Annotated in this window: 20 protein-coding genes; 3 read left to right on the plus strand and 17 right to left on the minus strand. The window is 70.8% G+C overall.

All coding sequences use genetic code 11. The features are described 5' to 3' along the window. Positions 1-9: 9 nt before the first annotated feature. The 9 genes from aroB to DEJ19_RS10490 form a co-directional block, all read right to left on the minus strand. Entirely contained in the window at positions 10-1,107 is a 1,098-nt protein-coding gene (aroB, locus tag DEJ19_RS10450; RefSeq protein ID WP_111232998.1) for a 3-dehydroquinate synthase, read from the minus strand. Further along, positions 1,104-1,685 carry a shikimate kinase gene (locus DEJ19_RS10455; protein ID WP_111232999.1) on the minus strand — a complete coding sequence of 194 codons (582 nt, stop codon included), beginning with the start codon at positions 1,683-1,685 and terminating at the stop codon, positions 1,104-1,106. The genes aroB and DEJ19_RS10455 overlap by 4 nt, the downstream gene beginning before the upstream one ends. After that, entirely contained in the window at positions 1,682-2,902 is a 1,221-nt protein-coding gene (gene aroC, locus DEJ19_RS10460; protein ID WP_110858979.1) for a chorismate synthase, read from the minus strand. The genes DEJ19_RS10455 and aroC overlap by 4 nt, the downstream gene beginning before the upstream one ends. Positions 2,903-2,944: 42 nt before the next feature. After that, positions 2,945-4,507, minus strand: a complete 1,563-nt coding sequence (gene mltG / locus DEJ19_RS10465; protein ID WP_146250641.1) for an endolytic transglycosylase MltG — start codon at positions 4,505-4,507, stop codon at positions 2,945-2,947. A 93-nt stretch (positions 4,508-4,600) separates the two neighbouring features. Next, a complete protein-coding gene (gene ruvX / locus DEJ19_RS10470) occupies positions 4,601-5,044 on the minus strand; it encodes a Holliday junction resolvase RuvX (RefSeq protein ID WP_171907752.1) in 444 nt (147 codons plus the stop codon). Positions 5,045-5,052: 8 nt separating this feature from the next. Beyond that, positions 5,053-7,710 (minus strand): alanine--tRNA ligase, encoded by a 2,658-nt coding sequence (gene alaS / locus DEJ19_RS10475; protein WP_111233001.1) that lies wholly within the window; start codon positions 7,708-7,710, stop codon positions 5,053-5,055. Positions 7,711-7,769: 59 nt separating this feature from the next. Next, positions 7,770-7,952, minus strand: a complete 183-nt coding sequence (locus tag DEJ19_RS10480; RefSeq protein ID WP_027465751.1) for a hypothetical protein — start codon at positions 7,950-7,952, stop codon at positions 7,770-7,772. Between the two features lie 248 nt (positions 7,953-8,200). Then, a complete protein-coding gene (rpsD, locus tag DEJ19_RS10485) occupies positions 8,201-8,830 on the minus strand; it encodes a 30S ribosomal protein S4 (protein WP_017887166.1) in 630 nt (209 codons plus the stop codon). A 234-nt stretch (positions 8,831-9,064) separates the two neighbouring features. Then, on the minus strand, positions 9,065-10,417 hold the full coding sequence (locus tag DEJ19_RS10490; RefSeq protein ID WP_084740335.1) for a replication-associated recombination protein A: 1,353 nt from the start codon (positions 10,415-10,417) through the stop codon (positions 9,065-9,067). Positions 10,418-10,549: 132 nt separating this feature from the next. Between DEJ19_RS10490 and DEJ19_RS10495 the strand changes: the two genes are divergently transcribed. Continuing rightward, positions 10,550-11,362: a peptidylprolyl isomerase gene (locus DEJ19_RS10495; protein ID WP_111100521.1), complete on the plus strand. Its 813-nt coding sequence runs from the start codon at positions 10,550-10,552 to the stop codon at positions 11,360-11,362. A 113-nt stretch (positions 11,363-11,475) separates the two neighbouring features. Continuing rightward, the gene (locus tag DEJ19_RS10500) at positions 11,476-12,708 is read left to right on the plus strand and encodes a DUF349 domain-containing protein (RefSeq protein ID WP_110864584.1); all 1,233 of its coding nucleotides are present in this window, start codon (positions 11,476-11,478) and stop codon (positions 12,706-12,708) included. A gap of 83 nt (positions 12,709-12,791) precedes the next feature. Here DEJ19_RS10500 and DEJ19_RS10505 read toward each other — a convergent pair whose 3' ends face one another. From DEJ19_RS10505 to DEJ19_RS10525, 5 genes are read right to left on the minus strand one after another with little or no spacing between them, the layout of a single operon-like run. Continuing rightward, a complete protein-coding gene (locus tag DEJ19_RS10505) occupies positions 12,792-13,754 on the minus strand; it encodes a bifunctional riboflavin kinase/FAD synthetase (protein ID WP_111100522.1) in 963 nt (320 codons plus the stop codon). 8 nt (positions 13,755-13,762) lie between these two features. After that, positions 13,763-14,218, minus strand: coding sequence for a hypothetical protein (locus tag DEJ19_RS10510; protein ID WP_110891558.1), 456 nt, complete (start codon positions 14,216-14,218; stop codon positions 13,763-13,765). Between the two features lie 45 nt (positions 14,219-14,263). Further along, entirely contained in the window at positions 14,264-14,629 is a 366-nt protein-coding gene (locus DEJ19_RS10515) for a hypothetical protein (protein ID WP_071403707.1), read from the minus strand. After that, on the minus strand, positions 14,626-15,588 hold the full coding sequence (gene truB / locus DEJ19_RS10520) for a tRNA pseudouridine(55) synthase TruB (RefSeq protein ID WP_111100524.1): 963 nt from the start codon (positions 15,586-15,588) through the stop codon (positions 14,626-14,628). The genes DEJ19_RS10515 and truB overlap by 4 nt, the downstream gene beginning before the upstream one ends. A 22-nt stretch (positions 15,589-15,610) precedes the next feature. Then, on the minus strand, positions 15,611-16,057 hold the full coding sequence (locus tag DEJ19_RS10525; RefSeq protein WP_111100525.1) for a hypothetical protein: 447 nt from the start codon (positions 16,055-16,057) through the stop codon (positions 15,611-15,613). Positions 16,058-16,109: 52 nt separating this feature from the next. Between DEJ19_RS10525 and DEJ19_RS10530 the strand changes: the two genes are divergently transcribed. After that, the gene (locus DEJ19_RS10530; RefSeq protein WP_502869777.1) at positions 16,110-17,036 is read left to right on the plus strand and encodes an iron-sulfur binding domain-containing protein; all 927 of its coding nucleotides are present in this window, start codon (positions 16,110-16,112) and stop codon (positions 17,034-17,036) included. Here DEJ19_RS10530 and rbfA read toward each other — a convergent pair. From rbfA to DEJ19_RS10545, 3 genes are all read right to left on the minus strand, one after another. Beyond that, the gene (rbfA, locus tag DEJ19_RS10535; protein WP_111233002.1) at positions 17,033-17,506 is read right to left on the minus strand and encodes a 30S ribosome-binding factor RbfA; all 474 of its coding nucleotides are present in this window, start codon (positions 17,504-17,506) and stop codon (positions 17,033-17,035) included. The two genes, DEJ19_RS10530 and rbfA, sit on opposite strands and share 4 nt — an antisense overlap. 113 nt (positions 17,507-17,619) lie before the next feature. Continuing rightward, positions 17,620-20,472, minus strand: coding sequence for a translation initiation factor IF-2 (gene infB / locus DEJ19_RS10540; RefSeq protein ID WP_111233003.1), 2,853 nt, complete (start codon positions 20,470-20,472; stop codon positions 17,620-17,622). 74 nt (positions 20,473-20,546) lie between these two features. After that, positions 20,547-20,858, minus strand: coding sequence for a YlxR family protein (locus tag DEJ19_RS10545; protein WP_031259737.1), 312 nt, complete (start codon positions 20,856-20,858; stop codon positions 20,547-20,549). Positions 20,859-20,873 lie beyond the last annotated feature (15 nt).

Consider the following 20,873-nt stretch of genomic DNA (forward strand, 5'->3'; position numbering starts at 1 on the left):
CCGGCGCGGCTAGACGCCGACCTCCTGGTAGGCGGTGAAGAGCAGATGGTCCTCGGGGCCCTCGAGCACGACGGGCTTGCCGACGCCGTCCAGGATGATGAACCGCAGCATGCCGGCACGGGCCTTCTTGTCGCGACGCATGGTGGCGAGCAGCCCCTGCCAGCGCCCGACGCCGTACGAGGTCGGCAGTTCGAGCGACTCGAGGATCGCCCGGTGCCGATCGACCGTGGCGTCGTCCAGGTGGCCGGTCAGTCGGGCGAGCTCGGCGGCGAACACCATGCCGACCGACACCGCTGCCCCGTGGCGCCACTGGTACCGCTCGGCGTGCTCGATCGCGTGCCCGAGGGTGTGCCCGTAGTTCAGGATCTCGCGTCGGCCCTGCTCCGTGAAGTCGTCCGAGACGACCTCGGCCTTGAGCGCGATGGCGAGCTCGACGACCCGGCGGAACTCCGGGGTCGTCGGGTCGGTGACCCGGTCGACGTCGGCCTCGACGATGTCCAGGATCTCGGGAACGGCGATGAACCCGGCCTTCACGATCTCGGCGAACCCGGTCAGGATCTCGTTGCGCGGCAGCGTGCGGGCGAGGTCGAGGTCCACGACGACGGCACGGGGCGCGGAGAAGGCGCCCACCAGGTTCTTGCCCTCGTTCGTGTTGATGCCCGTCTTGCCGCCGACGCTGGCGTCCACCATGCCGAGCACGCTGGTCGGGACGGCCACGTACGGCACACCGCGCAGCCAGGTCGCGGCGACGAAGCCGGCCAGGTCGGTGACGGCGCCGCCACCGAGGCCGATCACCGCGTCGGTGCGGGTGAAGTCGGCCTGCCCCATGATCTGCCAGCAGAACGCGGCGACCTCGACGCGCTTGGCGCCCTCGGCGTCGGGGACCTCGGCGATCAGGGCTTCGAGCCCGGCCTCGACCAGGAGCGCGCGGAGCTCGTTCGCCCGGGCACCGAGCGTCGGCGAGTGCACGATGAGGACCTTGGCGACACGCGGGCCCAGGATCGCGGGCAGGGCACCGAGCAGGTCCGTGCCGACGGCCACCGTGTAGCCGTCGTCACCGCCGACCCGGATCTCGGTGGTCCCGGCGGGCAGGGTCGACTCGGTCACGGTGCTCCTTCGGTGCTGGTGGTACTGCTGGTCGTGCTGCCGGGCGCGGCGGTGGTGCCGGCGTCGCTGCGCAGCCACGTGACGACCTCGTCGACCACGCGGGACATCGGCCGGCGCGACGTGTCGACCACGACGTGCGCGAGTTCGGCGTAGGTCGCCGCCCGCTCGTCCATGATCGTCTGCCAGGCGTCGATCCCGCCGTTCGCCAGCAATGGCCGGTCGGACCCGGCGATGCGGTCGGCGACGGCCTCGGGCGACACGGTGAGCAGGACGATGCGCGCCCCGCGCAGGGCCTGCCGGGTGTCCGCGTGGGTGATGGCTCCCCCGCCCACGGCGATCACGCCGCCGGTGGCCAGCGCTGCTCGGACCGCCTCGGCCTCGAGCGCGCGGAACGCCGGCTCGCCGCGGTCGGCGAAGATCCCGGGGATCGGCCCGTGCTCGCGCACGATGACCCGGTCGGTGTCCGTGAACGGGACGCCGAGGGCCTTCGCCACCCGCTTGCCGACGCTCGACTTGCCGGCACCCATCGGGCCGATGACGACCACGGGCGCGTCGGCGCGTCGGACGTCGGTGCTCACAGGTCGGTGGACGTCGCCGACGGCTCGGTCCGGCGTGTGCGCAGGGTCTCCGGGATCGCCGCGAGGTAGGCGTCGAGGTTGCGCTTCGTCTCGACGACGTTGTCGCCGCCGAACTTCTCGAGCACCGCGTCGGCGAGCACCAGGGCCACCATCGCCTCGGCGACGACACCCGCAGCCGGCACGGCGCAGACGTCCGAGCGCTGGTGGTGCGCCGAAGCGTCCTCACCGGAGACGACGTCCACCGTGTGCAGGGCGTGCGGGATGGTCGCGATCGGCTTCATCCCGGCGCGGACGCGCAGCACGGTGCCCGTGGACATCCCGCCCTCGGTCCCACCGGCGCGGTCGCTCGTGCGGTAGATCTCGCCGTCCTCGCGGTACAGCTCGTCGTGCGCGGCGGAGCCCCGGCGGCCGGCGGTCGCGAAGCCGTCACCGACCTCGACCCCCTTGATGGCCTGGATCCCCATGATCGCCGCTGCGAGGCGGGCATCGAGCCGGCGGTCCCAGTGCACGTGCGAGCCGAGGCCCGGCGGGACGCCGTAGAACAGCACCTCGACGACGCCGCCCAGGGTGTCGCCGTCCTTCTTCGCGGCCTCGACCTCGGTGACCATGCGGGCGGAGGTCTCGGCGTCGAAGCAGCGCAGCTGGTCCTCGTCGAGGCGGTCCACGTCGTCGGGCAGCGGCAGGTCCGTGCCGTCGGGGACCCGGACGGTCCCGACCTGCAGGGTGTGTGCCACCGAGCGGATGCCGAGTTCGGCCAGGAACGACTTGGCGACGGCACCGAGCGCCACGCGCGCGGCGGTCTCGCGGGCGCTCGCACGCTCCAGGATCGGGCGCGCTTCGTCGAAGCCGTACTTCTGCATGCCGACCAGGTCAGCGTGGCCCGGTCGCGGTCGGGTGAGCGGCGCGCTCCGCCCGCGGGACATCTCGGTGGACTCGATCGGCTCGGGGTTCATGACCTCGACCCACTTCGGCCACTCGGTGTTGCCGATGCGGATCGCGATGGGGCTGCCGAGCGAGTAGCCGTGCCGGACGCCGCCGGACACGTGCAGCTCGTCCTGCTCGAACTTCATCCGCGAGCCACGGCCGTAGCCGAGCTTGCGGCGCGCGAGATCGGCACGGATGGACTCGAACGACACCGGGACACCCGCGGGCAGGCCCTCGAGCATGGCGATCAGTTCGGGTCCGTGGGACTCACCAGCAGTCAACCAACGAAGCATGCCGCAATCCTCCCACAGCGATCGTCCGTGCGACGTCGTCGCCTACTGGTAGTCGGGGTGCGCCCGCAGCCACGCCTGGAACTGCTCGACCGCCACCAGGTGCTGGTCGTAGGTGTCCGAGAAGACGGTCTTGCCCGACTCCAGGTCGACCGTCACGAAGTACAGCCACTTGCCCGGGGCCTCGTTCGTCACGGCCTTGATCGCGATGTCACCCGGGTTGGAGATCGGTGCGGGCGGGAGCCCCTCGTGCACGTAGGTGTTGTACTCGTTCGAGGCGTCCGCACGCTCGGCGTCCGTGGTCGTCACGGTGTGCGTGTTGCCCGTGCCGTACGCGACCGTGGCGTCGGACTGCAGCTTCATCCCCTGGTCGAGGCGGTTCTGGAACACCCGGGCGACCTTGGGGTAGTCGGCCGCGAGGCCGGCTTCCTTCTGCACCAGCGACGCGAAGACGATGGTGCGCTCCTGGTCGGCCTCCTTGACGCCGGCGGCGGACAGGTGCTCCTTCATGGTGTCGACCATCGACTTGAAGTACTGCTCGGCGGTCCAGCCCGGGTTGATCGGGTAGGTCGCGGGGAAGAGCCAGCCCTCGAGCGTCGTGACGCCGGACGGCAGGTCGTAGGCCGACAGGTCCTTCGCGGCCGCGTCGACCTGCTTCTCGGTCAGGCCGGCCTTCGAGACCATCCCGGCCTTGATGTCGGCGAGTGCCGTGCCCTCCGGGATGATGATCGACGCCTGGACGCGGTTGTCCGTGTCCTGCAGGGCCGCCAGCGCCGACTTCGAGCTCATCCGCTTCTTCAGCGCGTACGAACCGGGCTGGAACTGCACGTCCGGCGATGCCAGCAGGAGCTTGTAGAACACCTTCGAGTCCTTGACGACGCCGCTGCGCTGCAGCGTCGCGGCGACGTTCTCGCCGATGTCGCCCTGCTTGATCGTGATGGTCACCTTCGAGGTGCCGTTGCCCGTGTAGTCGTCTGGCTCCTGCGCGCCGCTGATCGCCGCGATGAGCTGCTGGATCTTGGGTGCGGCGAACGTGTACGCCCCGACGCCGGCCGCGAGCACGACCGCGACGATGACGAGCCCCGCGACGAGCGGTCCGCGCCGGCGCTTCGGCCGTGGCTCGCGGGGCGGCCTGGAGGCGCGTCCTCCGCCGCCTCGTACCCCGCGTCCGCCGCCTCCCGCGGCACCACCGCCGCCGGTCGCGTCACCGTCGTCCGTCCCGTCGGCGCCGGACCCGCCGGCCGCGGCGGTCACCGCGGGCTCGGTCGGCAGCTCGCCGGTCAGCAGTGCGGCGACCTCGGGGTGCAGGTCTTCGGGGCGGGTGGCGATCGGTGCGTCGGCGGGGGACGCCGGGCGTTCGTCGCGTGCGGCTCGCGGGGCCTCGGTGGTCCGTTCGGCGGCCGAAGGCTCGTCGGTCGCTGCCACGCGGGCCCGCTCGGCCTCGAGGGCGCGGGCTTCACGTCGGGACATCGGAGGCGCCGGCGGTGGGGTCACCTGACCAGCGTCGTCGCGGTCATCGGTGCCTGTCGTGCGGTCGGAAGTCGCCTTCCGCCGCTCGGCGTCGTTGCCGGGCGCGATGATCGCGTTCCAGTCCAGATCGTCTGCCAACGTCCTCGGTCTCTCGGTCGGGAACTCCACCTGGGCACCGTCGTCTTCACAGCTGACGACGAGAGCACCCATGTGCGGTACCGGGCAGCCCTGTCAGGGAAGCGTGGTGCCCGGAGGGGCACCGGCACTGCGCTCGTGGTCGAGCGCGTGTTGCAGAATGATAACAGCGGCTGCTTGGTCGATCACGGCCCGGGACTTCTTCGTGTTCTTGCCGGCCTGGTGCAGCCCTCGCTGGGCGGTCACGGTCGACAGTCGTTCGTCGACCAGGCGCACCGGCCGACGCGCCGCGATCCGGGCCGCGAACACGCGGGCGTCCTCGGTCGAGGCCGTGTCCCCACCCGACATCGACAGCGGCAGTCCGACGACGACCTCGAGCACGTCGTACTCGTCCGCGAGCTCCAGGATGCGCCGGAGGTCCTTCGAGTCGTCGCGACGGACGGTCTCGACCGGCGTCGCCAGCAGGCCGTCGCGGTCGCACACGGCGACCCCGATCCGGGCGCGTCCGACGTCCACGCCGAGCCGCCGCCCGGACCGGATGCCCACGGTCAGCCCGCGAGCCGTGCGGTCACGGCACGCAGCGCCGCGGGGAGCGCTGCTGCGTCGGTCCCGCCGCCCTGCGCCAGGTCCGGCTTGCCGCCGCCACCGCCACCGAGCACGCCGGCGGCCTCCTTCGCGAGGGGGCCCGCCTGCACGCCCGCAGCACGGGCGGCGTCGTTGGTCGCGACGATCACGATCGGCTTTCCACCGACGACCGCCCCGAGCACGACGACCGCCGCGCCGTCACCGAGCTGGCCCCGCACGCCGGTGGCGAGCGAACGCAGGTCGTCGCCCGACTGCAGGCCGTCGACCGTCTCGGCGACCACGGTGGTGGCACCGACGGTGGTGGCGTTCCGGGCGATGGCGGGCACGCGCTGCTGCAGGTTCGCCGACTCGTACTCGGCGAGCTTCTTCTGGGCGGACCGGAGATCGTCCATCAGGTTCTGCACGCGGGCCGGCAGGTCGGCACGGGGAGCCTTGAGCGCGCTGGAGAGCTGCGACACGATCGTGCGCTCGACGGCGAGGTCGCGGAACCCCTCGAGCCCGACCAGCGCCTCGACGCGGCGGTTCGTCGAACCGACGCTCGACTCCCCCACCAGGTTGACGAGTCCGATCTGCGCGCTCGAGGCGACGTGCGTGCCACCGCAGAGCTCGCGGGACCACGGGCCGCCGATGTCGACCACGCGGACCTCTGCGCCGTACTTCTCACCGAACAGGGCCTGCGCCCCGAGGGCCTTCGCCTCGTCGATGGGCAGGATGCGCGTGGAGACCTCGAGGTCGGTGCGGATCGCGGTGTTCACGACCTCCTCGATCTCGGAGCGCGTCTCGAGCGAGACCGGCTGCGACCACGAGAAGTCGAGGCGCATGTAGCCGGACTTGTTGTACGAACCGGCCTGCAGCGCCTCCGGCCCGAGGATGTCGCGGAGCGCCGCGTTCACCAGGTGCGTCGCGGAGTGTGCCTGGGTCGCGCCGCGGCGGTACTCCGCGTCGACGACGGTGCTCGCGGCGTCACCGACGCCGACCTCGCCGGAGCGGACCTGCACGGTGTGGCTCCACAGCCCGGAGACCGGTCGCTGGACGTCGAGGACCTCGAGGTCGAACCCGTTGCCGACGATCGAGCCCTGGTCGGCGTCCTGGCCGCCCGACTCGGCGTACAGCGAGGTCTCGCCGAGGATGACCTCGGCGATGTCACCCGCGACCGCACGGTCGACGCTCACACCGCCGACGATGATGCCGAGCACACGCGTCTCGGCCTCGAGCGCGTCGTAGCCGAGGAACGTCGTCTCACCCTTGGCCCGGAACGCGCTGTACACGCTCAGGTCGGCGATCGCGGTCTTCTTGCTCTTCGCGTCGGCCTTCGCCCGGGCACGCTGCTCGGACATCAGGGTCTCGAACGCCGTGCGGTCGACGTGGACCCCGGCTTCCTCGGCCATCTCCATCGTCAGGTCGATGGGGAACCCGAAGGTGTCGTGCAGCAGGAACGCCGTGTCACCGCCGATCGACGGGGCGCCGTCCTGCTTCGCACGCTCGACGGCCACGTCGAGGATGGTCGTGCCCTGCGCCAGGGTGCGGAGGAAGGTCTCTTCTTCCGCGTAGGCGATGCGGGAGATCCGGTCGTAGTCGGACGCCACCTCGGGGTAGGCGTCGCGCATCGCGTCGCGGGACGCCGGGAAGAGCTCGGGGAACGTGGGCGCCTCGACACCGAGCAGGCGCATCGCGCGGACGGTGCGACGGAGCAGCCGACGGAGGATGTACCCGCGGCCCTCGTTCGACGGGCTCACGCCGTCGGCGATGAGCATCAGCGAGGAACGGACGTGGTCGGCGATGACGCGCATCCGCACGTCGTCCTCGTGCACCGCGCCGTAGCGTCGGCCGGAGATCTCGGCTGCGCGGTCGAGCACCGGCCGCACCTGGTCGATCTCGTACATGTTGTCGACGCCCTGCTTGATGAAGGCGACGCGCTCGAGCCCCATGCCGGTGTCGATGTTCTTGTTCGGCAGCTCGCCGGTGATCTCGAAGTCGTACTTCGACCGCACGTCGGCGATCTGGTACTGCATGAAGACGAGGTTCCAGATCTCCACGTAGCGGTCGTCGTCCGTCGCCGGGCCGCCGTCGATGCCGTACTCGGGGCCACGGTCGAAGAAGATCTCCGAGCAGGGACCCGCGGGTCCGGGCTGTCCGGTCGACCAGTAGTTGGTGTCCTTGCCGAGGCGCTGGATCCGCTCGTCGGGCAGCGACGAGTGCTGCTTCCAGAAGCCGATCGCCTCGTCGTCCTCTTCGTAGACGGTGACCCAGAGGTCGTCGGGCGAGAAGCCGAGCCCGCCGTCGGTCTCCGGCTTGGTCAGGAACTCCCAGGCGAACTGGATCGCCTGCTCCTTGAAGTAGTCGCCGAACGAGAAGTTGCCGTTCATCTGGAAGAACGTGCCGTGGCGAGGGGTCTTGCCGACCTCTTCGATGTCGTTCGTGCGGATGCACTTCTGCACGCTCGTCGCCCGCGGGAACGGCGCCGGGATGAGACCGGTCAGGTACGGGATGAACGGCACCATGCCGGCGACCGTGAAGAGGAGCGACGGGTCGTCGGAGACGAGGGACGCGGACGGGACGACGGTGTGGCCGCGGTCACCGAAGTACTGGAGCCAACGGCGGCGGATCTCTGCGGTCTGCATGGTGCTTCCTGGGTTCAGGTCGTGGGTGGAGGAGGGTCGAGGCTGCTCGGTCAGAGCGCTCAGACGTCGGTACGGAGCTCGGCCTCGCGCGACCGGTAGCCGTCCGCGACGGCACCCGTGAAGGCCTTCGTCTTGGCGTTCACCTCGGCGAAGAGCCGGGCGCCACCGGAGGTCTGGGCGACCCGGTGTGCGACGGCGAACCCGATGACGATGCCGACGGCGACGAAGAACAGCTGCTTCACGGTGCCTCTCCCTCTGTGCACCCGGGCGGTGCATGCCCGGACAAGCTTAGTCGCCGGGCACTTCCGCGCGTCCCCGTCCGCAAGACGCCGTCGTGTCGGCAGGTCGCCGCCGAAACCGGAGGCGTCTCGCGCACCCGGAGGCGCGTCGCCGAGACGACGGCGTGTTGCGAAGCGGAGGGCGGTGCCGGAACGCCGAACGGCGGGTCGCCCTCGAGAGGACGACCCGCCGTTCGGGTGTGATCAGTGGATCAGCGAGCTGCGTAGTACTCGACGACGAGCTGCACTTCACAGGTCACGGGGACCTCGGCGCGCTTCGGGCGACGCACGAGGCGGGCCTGGAGCTTCTCGATCTCGACCTCGAGGTAGCCCGGGACCTTCGGGAGGACTTCCTGGTGGCCACCGGCAGCGGCGACCTGGAAGGGCTCCATCGACTCGGACTTCGCCTTGACGTGGATCAGCTGGCCCTCCTTGACGCGGAAGGAGGGGCGGTCGACGAGCTTGCCGTCGACCAGGATGTGGCGGTGCACGATCAGCTGACGGGCCTGCGCGGTGGTGCGGGCGAAGCCGGCACGGACCACGAGGGCGTCGAGGCGCTGCTCGAGGAGCTCGACCAGGTTCTCACCGGTCAGGCCCTTCGTCTTGCGGGCCTCTTCGAAGACGATGCGGAGCTGCTTCTCGCGGATGCCGTACTGGGCGCGCAGACGCTGCTTCTCACGGAGGCGGACGGCGTAGTCGCTGTCCGCACGACGGCGCGTACGGCCGTGCTCACCGGGCCCGTAGGGGCGCTTCTCGAGGTAACGGGCGGCCTTCGGCGTCAGCGGGATGCCGAGTGCGCGCGACAGGCGGGTCTTGCTGCGGGTACGTGACTTGGTAGACACAGGGTCCTTTTCTCTGTTCGAACTGAATACTCACCGGAGGCCGGGCACGCGAGTGCCGGTGGCCCCGACGACGGGATCCAGAGGGATGAGCCTGTGGGATCGGACGGCTACAGTCCGAACCTCTGCCCCCGTACCACCGGAGTGGCACTCTGTCCTCGACGCAGCCGTGCTCGAGGACCAGGACGTAGGCCCGGCAATGTTAGCAGCATCGGGGCGAGCGCAGAAGCACCGCCACTAGTGCCCGCGTGTGATCTTCCGGAGTCGTTCGAGCCGCGGCCCGACCTCGCGCTCGTAGCCGTTGGCCGTCGGCGTGTAGTACTCGGTGCCCTCGAGTGCGTCCGGCAGGTACTGCTGCTCGGCGACCCCGTGCTCGGCGTCGTGGGAGTAGACGTAGCCCTTGCCGTGCCCGAGGCGCTTCGCCCCGGCGTAGTGCGCGTCGCGCAGGTGCATCGGGACCGTGCCCATGCGCCCCGCCTTGACGTCGGCCATCGCCTGGTTGATGCCGTTGTAGGCGGCGTTCGACTTCGGCGCCGTCGCCAGGTACACGACGGCCTCGGCCAGCGGGATCCGCCCCTCGGGCATCCCGATGAGCTGGACGGCCTGGGCCGCGGCGACCGCGATGGGGAGCGCCTGGGGATCGGCCATGCCGATGTCCTCGGACGCGGAGATGATGATCCGGCGCGCGATGAACCGGGAGTCCTCGCCGGCCTCGATCATCCGGGCGAGGTAGTGCAGGGCCGCGTCGACGTCGCTCCCCCGCACCGACTTGATGAACGCGCTGATGACGTCGTAGTGCTCGTCGCCCTGTCGGTCGTAACGCAGCAGGGCCCGGTCGACCGCGGCCGCGACGGTGTCGGCGTCGACGACGGGCACGGTGTCGTCGTCCTCGTCCTGCGCGGCGGTGGCCGACGCCGCCGCGGCCTCGAGCGCGGTCAGGGCACGTCGGGCGTCGCCGGACGCGAGGCGGATGATCGCACTGCGGGCTTCGTCACCGAGGACGACGGCACCGCCGAGCCCGCGGGGGTCCTCCACCGCGCGGTCGACGAGCATGCCGAGGTCGGGATCGGTGAGCGGTTTGAGCGTCAGGAGCAGCGAGCGGGACAACAGGGGCGAGATGACCGAGAACGACGGGTTCTCGGTGGTGGCGGCGATCAGGATGACCCACCCGTTCTCGACGCCGGGCAGCAGGGCGTCCTGCTGGGCCTTGCTGAACCGGTGGATCTCGTCGAGGAACAGCACCGTGGTCGACCCGTACAGGTCGCGGTGGGTCAGGGCCTTCTCCATGACTTCGCGCACGTCCTTCACGCCGGCGGTCACGGCGGAGAGCTCGACGAACTCGCGACCGGACTGCCGTGCGATGGCCTGCGCCAGCGTGGTCTTGCCGGTACCGGGCGGTCCCCACAGGATGACGGAGACCCCGCCGGGGTTCTCACGCGTGCCGGTGGCGAGCTGCACCAGGGGCGAACCCCGGCCGAGCAGGTGCTGCTGACCGGCGACCTCGTCGAGGCTGGTGGGGCGCATCCGGACGGCGAGCGGGACGGAACCCTGCGCGAGACCGGCGCGACCACCCGTGGTGGGCGCGTGCATTCCCGAACGATCCGCTGCCATCCTGCAATCGTAGGCCGGTCCACCGACGCAGGCCGCGCCTCCCGCCAGGTGGTGGTGGTGACCGTTCGGCTACGCTCGTTGCACACTGCGACGAGAGGGCAGACCAGCACCGTGGCACCGAAGAACCCAGCGCGTGACAACCGAGAGGCGCGCGAGCGCCTCCGCCTCTACCAGGCCCGCCAGGGCCTCCACGAGCGGCAGCGACGCCGCCGCGTGCGGGACAACCTGATCGGTGCCGGTGCCCTCGTCCTCGTCGCGGCCCTCGCCACCGGGTCGCAGCTCGCCTTCGCCGGATCGCGGGGGTCGGACGCCCCGGCCCCGAGCGCCTCCGCGTCGTCGACGGCCACGCCGTCGGCCAGCGCCACGGCCGCCAACACCGGCGACGTGCCGAGCAAGTCGATCGCGAAGGGCGCGACCTGGACCGGCACGCTCACGCTCAACAAGAGCATCGACCTCGGCATCGAGCTGGACGGTGCCAAGGCGCCGCAGGCCACGAGTGCCGAGATCTCGCTGATCCGGGAGCAGTTCTACAACGGCACCACCTGCCACCGGCTCGCCGACAGCGACGGCCTGAAGTTCCTGCAGTGCGGCTCCGCGAACGGCGACGGCACCGGCGACGCCGGCTTCGAGTACGGCCCGCTCGAGAACGTGCCGGAGGACGGCGTCTACGAGAAGGGCACCATCGCGATCGCGCGGTCGGACTCCCCGTACTCGCAGTCGACGCAGTTCTTCATCGTCTACGGGGACACCACGCTCGACGGCTCCACGGGCGGCTACACGGTCGTCGGCAAGGTCACGAGCGGTCTGTCCGAGCTCGAGTCGGAGATCGCCGCGAAGGGCATCGCGTCCCCCGGCAGCGACGGCACCGGTGAGCCGAAGGTGGCGACGAAGATCACCGACGCGACCATCGCGGAGCAGAAGTAGTCCACAACCCGTCGCACCGGCCGGGCGGCGGAGCCCGTCCGTGCAATAGGCTGACGACCTGACCGTGCCGACGGTGACGTCGGCGATGCACGACCACGATCGAGGCGAGACCTGTGGGATCTGACGAAGCAACGACCTGGGGGCGGGTCGACGAGAACGGGACCGTGTACGTCCGGTACGAAGAGACCGAACGTGCTGTCGGTGAGTACCCGGACGCCACCCCCGAAGAAGCCCTCGCCTACTTCGCGCGGAAGTACGCCGACCTCGAGGGGCAGGTGAAGATCGCCGAGCAGCGCGTCCAGCGCGGTGCGTCGGCGAACGACGTCGCCCGGACGGTCGAGCACCTGACGGCCCTGGTCGCCGACGCGCGGGTGGTGGGTGACATCAAGTCACTCGAGACCCGCGTCGGCGTCCTCGCCGAGCAGCTCGGCTCGCTCACCAAGGAGCAGGCGGAGCAGGCGCAGCAGGCCCTGCAGGACGCCCTGGCGCACCGCACCGCCCTGGTCGAGGAAGCCGAGGCACTCGCCGCGGTGGACCCCGCACGCGCGCAGTGGAAGCAGATCACGGCGCAGCTCGACGACGTGTTCGCGCGCTGGCAGCAGCACCAGCACGACGGGCCGCGGATCCCCAAGAACGAGGCCAACGACCTGTGGAAGCGGTTCCGCGCAGCGCGGTCCACCGTCGACCAGCACCGTCGTGCCTTCTACTCCGAGCTGGACGCACAGCACCGTGACGCCCGGACCCGCAAGCAGGAGCTCGTGGCGCAGGCCGAAGCCCTCGCGCCCCGCGGTTCCGACGCGATCCCGGACTACCGCCAGCTCCTCGACGACTGGAAGAACGCCGGACGTGCCGGCAAGCGCCACGACGACGCACTCTGGGCACGCTTCAAGGCCGCCGGAGACGTGCTGTTCGAGCAGCGCCACGCCGAGAGCGCAGCCGAGAACGAAGAGTTCTCCGCCAACCTCGAGGCGAAGCAGGCCCTGCTGACCGAGGCCGAGCCGCTCCTGCAGGCGACCGACCGGGTCGCCGCGCGCAAGACCCTCACCGGCATCCAGCGGCGCTGGGACGAGATCGGCAAGGTCCCCCGCGGTGACGTCCGTCGGGTCGAGGACCGCCTGCGTGCCATCGAGGACCACGTCCGTGGGCTCGAGGACGCGCACTGGAAGGAATCGAACCCGGAGCGCAAGGCCCGTCAGAACGGCCTCGCGAGCCAGCTGGAAGACGCGATCGGCAAGCTCCAGTCCGAGCTCGCCGCGGCGCAGGCCACCGGTGACGCCCGGAAGATCAAGGACGCGCAGGAAGCCCTCGATGCCCGCAAGATCTGGCTCGACGCCCTGGGCGGCTGAGCTTCCGAACCACGAACGACGCCCCCGTGACCGATCGGTCACGGGGGCGTCGTCGTGCGGGGGGAACCAGTGTGCTCGGCAGGTCAGACCGGCGCGGGCAGTCCGAGCAGCAGCCGGATGTCCAGGTCGTCCTGCCGCATCTGCGCGGCGAGCTCGTCCATCGACGAGAACTTCACCATGCCGCGCACGTACGACACGAAGAGCACCGAGATCCGATCGCCGTACAGGTCGATGTCGACGTCGAGCAGGTGCGCCTCGATCTGCTTCGCCGGCACACCCTCGAACGTCGGGTTGTTGCCGACCGACACCGCTGCCGGGTAGACGATGCCCTCGTGCAACACCCGGGCGGCGTAGACGCCGTCGGCGGGGACGAAGCCCTCGCACGCCGGGTCGAGGTTCGCGGTGGGGTACCCCATCGCCCGGCCGCGCTGGTTGCCGTGCACCACGACGCTCCGCACGGCGTGTTCCCGCCCGAGGAGTCGTGCGGCTTCGGCCACGCGGCCCTGGCCCAGGAGCTCCCGGATCCAGGTGGAGGACACCCGGCGCTCACCGTCGGGTCGGACGTCGTCGATCAGGTCCACGTCGTCGATGAGCTCGACGGTGAAGCCGTGCTGCTCCCCCAGGGTCCGCAGCAGCGCGACGTCACCGGCGCCCTTCGCACCGAAGCGGAAGTCGCTGCCGACGAAGACGAGCCGGGCGTGCAGGGTGTCGACGAGGATCTCGGACACGAACGCCTCGGGCGACTTCGACTGCAGTTCCTGGTCGAACCGGAGCAGCAGGGTGGCGTCGACCCCGGCGTCCTCGAGCAGTTCGCGGCGCTGCGCGGTGCTCGTCAGGGCCGGCGGGACGTGCGGCGGGTCGATGACGTTGAGCGGGTGGCGGTCGAACGTGACCACGGTGGCCACGAGGTCGTGCTCGCGGGCGGCACGCTCGAGGTGTGCGATGACGGCTCGGTGCCCGACGTGCACGCCGTCGAACTTGCCGATGGTGACGGCGCTCGGGCCGAACCCGTCCGCCACGTCGGCGGTGTCCTCGTAGAACTGCACGGTGGCTCCTACTCGCTCGCCGGGGCGGTGGACGAGGACGCAGCCGGTGCCGACGGCTCGGTGACCGCGGTGCGGTGGTGCTTGCGGAGCCACCAGAGCCCGGCGATCGGCAGCACGAGCGGCGCGAAGGCGTAGCCCAAGCCGTAGTACGACCAGATGGTGTCGTCGGGGAACAGCTGGCGGTCGAACAGCGACAGGGTGCCGATGACGAGCACGCCGGTCATCTCGAACACGATCGTGACGCAGGCGACCCGGTACCAGAACCGGCCGGGCACGATGAGGGCGATCATCGCGACGATGTAGACGACCGCAGCGACGGCACTGAGTGTGTACGCGAACGGTGCGAACGAGAACTTCTCGATGATCTGCACGACGCTGCGTCCGGTCGCCGCCAGCGCGAGGATGCCGTACACGGCGATGAGGACGCGGCCGATGCCGGTCGCGAGTGAGGATCTGGTCGCCATTGCACCGATTCTACCGACGCGCGGCTGCGCGCATGACCTCCGGCGTCAGTTCAGCGCGAACCAGATCTGGTACATCCGGTAGACCATCACCGCGACGGTGAAGGCCCCCGCGCCGAGCACCACGGTGCTCCACTTCGTGCGGTCGATCAGTGCCCACACGACCGCGGCCGGTGGGACGAGCAGCACCGACACGGCGTACACGCCGAACTCGAGCGCGTTGCCGTCGGGCGGGCTGCCCGTCGCCGGCAGCACGATCGAGATGACGCCCTGCGCAAGGAGCAGCAACTCGATGAGCACGAGGGCGCCGACGGTGTAGTCGTTCGGCTTCCAGCCGATGAACCCCACGACGACCGCGAAGAGCCCCACCACGACGGCGAGCACCAGCTGCACCCACATGTACCACTCGATCACGCGCGGGCTCCGGTCTGCGAGGAGGACGACGCTCCGGGCGTCGGGAAGTTCGTGATGACCCGGAGCAGCCCCCGGCGGACGGAGACGAGGCCGACCAGCCGGTCGTCGGGCCCGGTGACCGCTGCCACCGGTCCGTCCGAGTCGGGGTGCTCGGCCGCGACACGCTTGCCGTCGGTGAGGTCCTTCGCCGAGGCTGCGTCGAGCGTCACCGACGAGAAGAGTCGCCGGGCGATGTCCGCCGGACGTGCGAGCGCGGCGCGGACGTCGACGGCGTCGTCCTCGAGGTCGATGGCGTCCTGCACGTCGAACGGTCCGACGCGGGTCCGACGGAGGGCGACGAGGTGCGCCCCGGTGCCGAGGGCAGCGCCGACGTCACGGGCGAGCGCGCGGACGTAGGTGCCCGACGAGCAGGTCACGACGACGTCGAGGTCCACCACGGCGACGTCGGTGCCGTCGACGGCGACGGTCCGCTCGTTCCGCGTGGTGACGTCGAACTGCGAGACGGTCACCGTGCGGGACTTGAGCTCCACCGCCTCGCCCTTGCGCGCCAGGTCGTAGGCGCGGCGCCCGTCGACCTTGATCGCGCTGACCGTGGAAGGGACCTGGTCGATCACGCCCCGCTGTGCTGCGACGGCGGTCTCGACGGCGTCGTCCGAGACGTCGGCAGTTCCCACACCGACAGCAGCGGTCGGGGTGCCGTCGGCGTCGTCGGAGTCCGTGGAGACACCGAGCCGGATGGTCGCCGTGTAGGTCTTGTCAAGGCCCACCAGGTGCGTCAGCAACCGGGTGGACGGCCCGATGCCGAGCAGCAGCAGCCCCGTCGCCATGGGGTCGAGGGTGCCGGCGTGGCCGACCTTCTTCAGGCCGAGGCGCCGACGGGCGATGGAGACCACCCGGTGGCTGGAGATCCCCTGCGGTTTGTCGACGAGGAGGATGCCGTCCGGCGCGGTTTCGAGCACCAGGCGAGATTACCAGCGCCGGTCAGCAGGCGTCGTTCCACTCGCGGCGGGGGTGCTCGGGATCGGTGACGTCGAGCACGGCGGAGGCCGCGATCTTCACGTCGGCGCGGCGCTCGAGTCGGCCGGACTCCTGCTCGACCCACAGCGACCAGCGCCACAGGGTACGGACCCCGGGGGCCAGGATGCCCCGCCCGTGCACGATCAGGACACCGTCACCGGCTCCGGTCGTGCGGAAGGGCGTCACCAGGTCGGACCGGAGCGTGTCCTGGTCGGCGGACGGCGCGGCGGCGGCCATCGCGGAGACACCGTGCCGCTCGAAACCGGTGACGAGCGCGGCCGCGACCCGTTCGAGGTCGGTGCCGTCCTGCCCGTCGACGCCGATGACCGTGCGGTTCGTGCCGACCTGCGCGATCGCCTCTGCGGCGATCGCAGCCATCGTGTCGGTCTCTTCGGGTGCCCAGCGTGCCATGCGTCCACCGTAGGCTGTCGAGGTGAACGCGAGTCGGGCCTCCAGACCGGATGTGGACAAACCGACCGCGCGAGGCGGTGTGCAGGAGTCGACCACGCCGGAACGGCCCGACATCGCGACCCCGCTGATCGCGTGGTTCCGGCAGCAGGCTCGGGACCTGCCGTGGCGCCGCCCCGGCTTCCCCGCGTGGGGGACGCTCGTCAGCGAGATCATGCTGCAGCAGACGCAGGTCGCGCGCGTGGTCCCCCGACTGGAGGCGTGGCTCACCCGGTGGCCGACGCCTCGCGACCTCGCGGACTCGCCCCCGTCCGAGGCGGTGCGTGCCTGGGACCGGCTCGGCTACCCGAGACGCTCGCTCGCGCTGCACGCGGCGGCGACCGCCATCGCGACCCACCACGGCAACGTCGTGCCCCGCGACGTCGACGCCCTGCTCGCCCTGCCGGGCATCGGCGACTACACCGCCCGCGCCGTCGCGGTCTTCGCGTACGGCGACCGGCACCCGGTCGTGGACGTCAACGTGCGCCGCGTGCTCGCACGTGCGGTCCTCGGCCAGGGCGAACCCGGGCCGGCGAAGGCGAAGCAGGACCTCCCGCTGATGGAGTCCGTGCTGCCGGCGGACCGCGACGACGCAGCTGTCACGAACGCCGCCGTGATGGAGCTCGGCGCGCTCGTGTGCGTGTCCCGCTCCCCCGCGTGCGATGCGTGCCCGATCGCGGACCGCTGCGCGTGGCGTGCGGCCGGGTACCCGGAGCACGACGGGCCGAGGGCTCCGCGGCAGGCGAAGTTCGCCGGCAGTGACCGCCAGGTGCGCGGCCTGATCATGGCCGAGCTGCGCGCCAGCGACGTGCCGGTCACCCGGTCCGAGATCGAACCGGTGTGGCCGGACGCCGACCAACGGGACCGGGCGCTCGCGTCGCTCCTGCGTGACGGACTAGCCGTCGGGGACGACGCGAGCGGCTACCAGCTGCCCGGGGTCTAGGAACGCGGCTCGGCGGAGCCGTCGGTCTCGGCCGCGTCGTCGTCGGCGTCGTCCTCGTCGCGCTTGTACGGGTCGGCGTCCCCGGCGTACGTCGCACCGACCGAGGCTGCGCGGACCTGCTCGTCGCGCACCTGGGCCTGCACGAGCAGGTCCTCCATGTGCGCCGAGGTCTCGGGCAGGGCGTCGGCGATGAACTCGAGCGACGGCGTGAGCCGGGCGGTGATGTTCTTGCCGACCTCGGACCGGAGCATGCCGGTCGCGGCCTTGAGCGCCGCGGCGGAGTCCGCACGCTCCTCGTCGGTGCCGTAGACGGTGTAGAAGATCGACGCGTGCTGCAGGTCACCGGTCACACGGACGTCGGTGATCGTGACGAACCCGAGTCGCGGGTCCCGCAGACCCTTGTCGAGTCGACGTGCGACGACTTCCTTGATGCGGTCCGCCATCTTGCGTGCGCGCTGCGGATCGGCCATTGGGTGCCTCCTGAGGCAGTGGCGGGACGCTTCCCGCCGGTGGTCCTGCGTGGGAAAGGGGTCGGGCCCCGGCCTCCCGCGTGGGGAGGCCGGGGCCCAGAGGAGTCACGCGATCAGTCGCGCGGCTTCTCGACGAGTTCGGTCGTCTCGACCTCGTCGCCGATCTGGATGTCGTTGAACTTGCCCAGACCGATACCGGCTTCGAAGTCCGTGCGGACCTCGGTCACGTCGTCCTTGAAGCGACGCAGTGACTCGATGGCCAGGCCATCGGCGACCACCACACCCTCGCGGATGACGCGCGCCTTGGCGTTGCGCGTGATCGTGCCGGAGCGGACGATGACACCCGCGATGTTGCCAAACTTCGAGGAACGGAACACCTCGCGGATCTCGGCGACGCCCGACTGGACCTCTTCGTACTCGGGCTTGAGCATGCCCTTGAGGGACTGCTCGATGTCGTCGAGTGCGTTGTAGATGACCGAGTAGAAGCGCACGTCGATGCCTTCGCGCGCCGCACGCTCACGGGCCTTGACGTCCGGACGGACGTTGAAGCCGATGACGATGGCGTTGTCGATCGTGGCGAGGTCGATGTCCGACTCCGTGATCGCACCGACACCGCGGTGCAGGATGCGGAGCTGGACGCTGTCGTCGACCTCGATGTCCAGGAGCGACTGCTCGAGTGCCTCGACGGCACCGGAGACGTCACCCTTGATGATGAGGTTGAGCGACTCGACCTTGCCCTCTTCGAGCGCACGGGTGAAGTCCTCGAGCGAGATGCGCTTGCGCGACTTCGCCAGCAGGGCGTTGCGCTCGGCGGCTTCACGCTTCTCAGCGATCTGACGCGCCGTGCGGTCCTCTTCCGTGACGAGGAAGGTGTCACCGGCGCGGGGCACCGAGGACAGACCCTGCACCTGGACCGGACGGCTCGGCGTCGCGGCCTTGACCGCGACCCCGTTCTCGTCCGTCATCGCACGGACTCGACCGTAGGCCGTGCCCGCCACGATGGCGTCACCGACGTGGAGCGTGCCGGACTGGATGAGGACCGTGGCGACTGCACCGCGACCCTTGTCGAGCCGGGCCTCGATCGCGACACCACGGGCGTCCTTGTCGGGGTTCGCACGCAGGTCGAGACCGGCGTCCGCGGTGAGCAGCACGGCGTCCAGGAGCTCCTGGATGCCGATGTTCTGCCGCGCCGACACGTCGACGAACATGACGTCGCCGCCGTACTCCTCGGCCACCAGGTTGTACTCGGTGAGCTGCTGGCGGACCTTGGCGGGGTTCGCGCCTTCCTTGTCGATCTTGTTGACCGCGACGACGATCGGCACACCGGCCGACTGCGCGTGGTTCAACGCCTCGATGGTCTGCGGCATGATGCCGTCGTCCGCCGCGACCACGAGGATCGCGATGTCCGTCACCTGGGCACCACGGGCACGCATGGCCGTGAAGGCCTCGTGACCCGGGGTGTCGATGAAGGTGATCGGGCGGTCGATGCCCTCGTGCTGCGCGACGATCTGGTAGGCACCGATGTGCTGGGTGATGCCACCGGCCTCGCCCTCGACGACCTTCGAGTTGCGGATCGCGTCGAGGAGGCGGGTCTTGCCGTGGTCGACGTGACCCATGACGGTGACCACCGGCGGCCGCTGCTGCAGCACGTCGTCGTCTTCGTCCTCGAGTTCTGCGTCGAGGTCGATGTCGAAGCCCTCGAGGAGCTCCTTGTCCTCGTCCTCGGGCGAGACGATCTGGATCTTGTAGCCCAGCTCGTCACCGAGGACCTCGAACGTGGCCTCGTCCAGCGACTCGGTCGCGGTCGCCATCTCACCGAGGTGGAACAGCACCGTCACGAGGTTGCCGGGCATGGCGTCGATCTTGTCCGCGAAGTCCGAGATGCTCGCACCACGACGGAGTCGGACGACCGTGTTGCCGTCGCCACGAGGGACCTGCACACCGCCGAGCGACGGGGCCTGACGCATCTCGTACTCGGCGCGCTTCGTCCGCTTCGACTTGCGGGCACGGCTCTTGCCGCCACCGCGACCGAACGCACCGGCGGTACCACCACCGGGGCCACGACCACGGCCACCGCCACCGGCGGGACGCGGGCCGCTGAAGGCCGGACGCGGGAAGCCGCCACCGGCACCGCCACCGGCACCCGGACGGGCACCGGGGCCGCCACGGCCACCACCCTGGCCCGGGCGCTGCCCGAAGCCGTTGGGACGGTTGCCCTGACCGGGACCACCCGGACGCGGAGCACCCGGACGGGGCGTGCCCGGACGCGGGGGCTGCGGACGCGGGATGCCACCGCCACCGGCTGCGCCGGCGGCCGGGCGCTGGCCCATGCCCTGGTTGGACGAGTACGGGTTGTTGCCGGGGCGCGGCGGGCGCGAGCCCATGCCCTGGTTCGACGAGTACGGGTTGTTGCCCGGACGTGCACCGGGCTTGGGGCCACCCGGCTTCGGACCGGCTGCCGCGGGAGCCTTCGGGCTGGTGCCCGGCTTCACGGCGTCGGACTTCGGAGCAGCGTCGGTCGACCCGCCTGCCTGCTCGGCGGCCTGCTTCTCAGCGGCCTGCTTCTCGGCACGGGCCTTCTGCGCGGCCTCGGCCTCGGCCTGTCGCTGGGCGACGGACTTCGGTGCGGCCGGTGCGGGGACGTCGGCAGCGGGTGCTGCCGGGGCCTCGGGCTCGGGAGCCGGTGCCGGACGAGCCGGACCCGGACGGGGACCGCCGGGCTTGGGTGCACTCGACTTCGGCGCGCTGGCCTTGGCGGGTGCGCTCGGCGCGGAGGCCGCGGCGGCGGGCTTCGCCGCGGGGGCGCCGTCTGCCTGGAGGGCGGCACGGAGCTTCCGTGCCACGGGGGGCTCGATGCTCGAGCTGGCACCCCGGACGAACTCGCCGAGCTCCTTGAGCTTCTCGAGTGCGGTCTTGCTGTCGACGCCGAGTTCGCTTGCGATCTCGTGTACGCGTGGTTTAGCCACTGTTCTCCTTCACGGGTCCCACCCCGTGAAGGGGCAGGACTCAATGGATGACGGGTCTCATTTCGAGCCGCTCATCAGTTGTCCATAAGCCGTTCAGCCTGTTCTGTCATGTCCGGGCGCTCGGCCGGTTCCTGTGGGAGACCGACGATGTGGTCGAGCACCGCGGACGTGTCGGGATCGCGATCCAACCGGAGCGCACGGCGGAAAGCCCTGCGCTTGACGGCCAGATCGTAGGCATCGACGGTCGGTGTGAGCCACGCTCCCCGGCCCGGCATGACTGCCTTCGGATCCGCCACGACACGGCCATCGCTCAGGGCGACGACTCGGAGGAGGGAGGATCGGGAAGCGCGACGACGACTGCCGATGCACGTTCTGACGGGAACCACTCTACTCCTTGCCTC

Source organism: Curtobacterium sp. MCSS17_016 (assembly GCF_003234255.2).
Classification (GTDB): domain Bacteria; phylum Actinomycetota; class Actinomycetes; order Actinomycetales; family Microbacteriaceae; genus Curtobacterium; species Curtobacterium flaccumfaciens.

Excerpts from the sequence above, each read along its gene's own strand:
- aroC (WP_110858979.1), bottom strand. The coding sequence starts at position 2,902 with ATGCTTCGTTGGTTGACTGCTGGTGAGTCCCACGGACCCGAACTGATC.
- rbfA (WP_111233002.1), bottom strand. The coding sequence starts at position 17,506 with ATGGCCGATCCGCAGCGCGCACGCAAGATGGCGGACCGCATCAAGGAA.
- alaS (WP_111233001.1), bottom strand. The coding sequence starts at position 7,710 with ATGCAGACCGCAGAGATCCGCCGCCGTTGGCTCCAGTACTTCGGTGAC.
- DEJ19_RS10490 (WP_084740335.1), bottom strand. The coding sequence starts at position 10,417 with ATGCACGCGCCCACCACGGGTGGTCGCGCCGGTCTCGCGCAGGGTTCC.
- DEJ19_RS10510 (WP_110891558.1), bottom strand. The coding sequence starts at position 14,218 with ATGGCGACCAGATCCTCACTCGCGACCGGCATCGGCCGCGTCCTCATC.
- DEJ19_RS10525 (WP_111100525.1), bottom strand. The coding sequence starts at position 16,057 with ATGGCACGCTGGGCACCCGAAGAGACCGACACGATGGCTGCGATCGCC.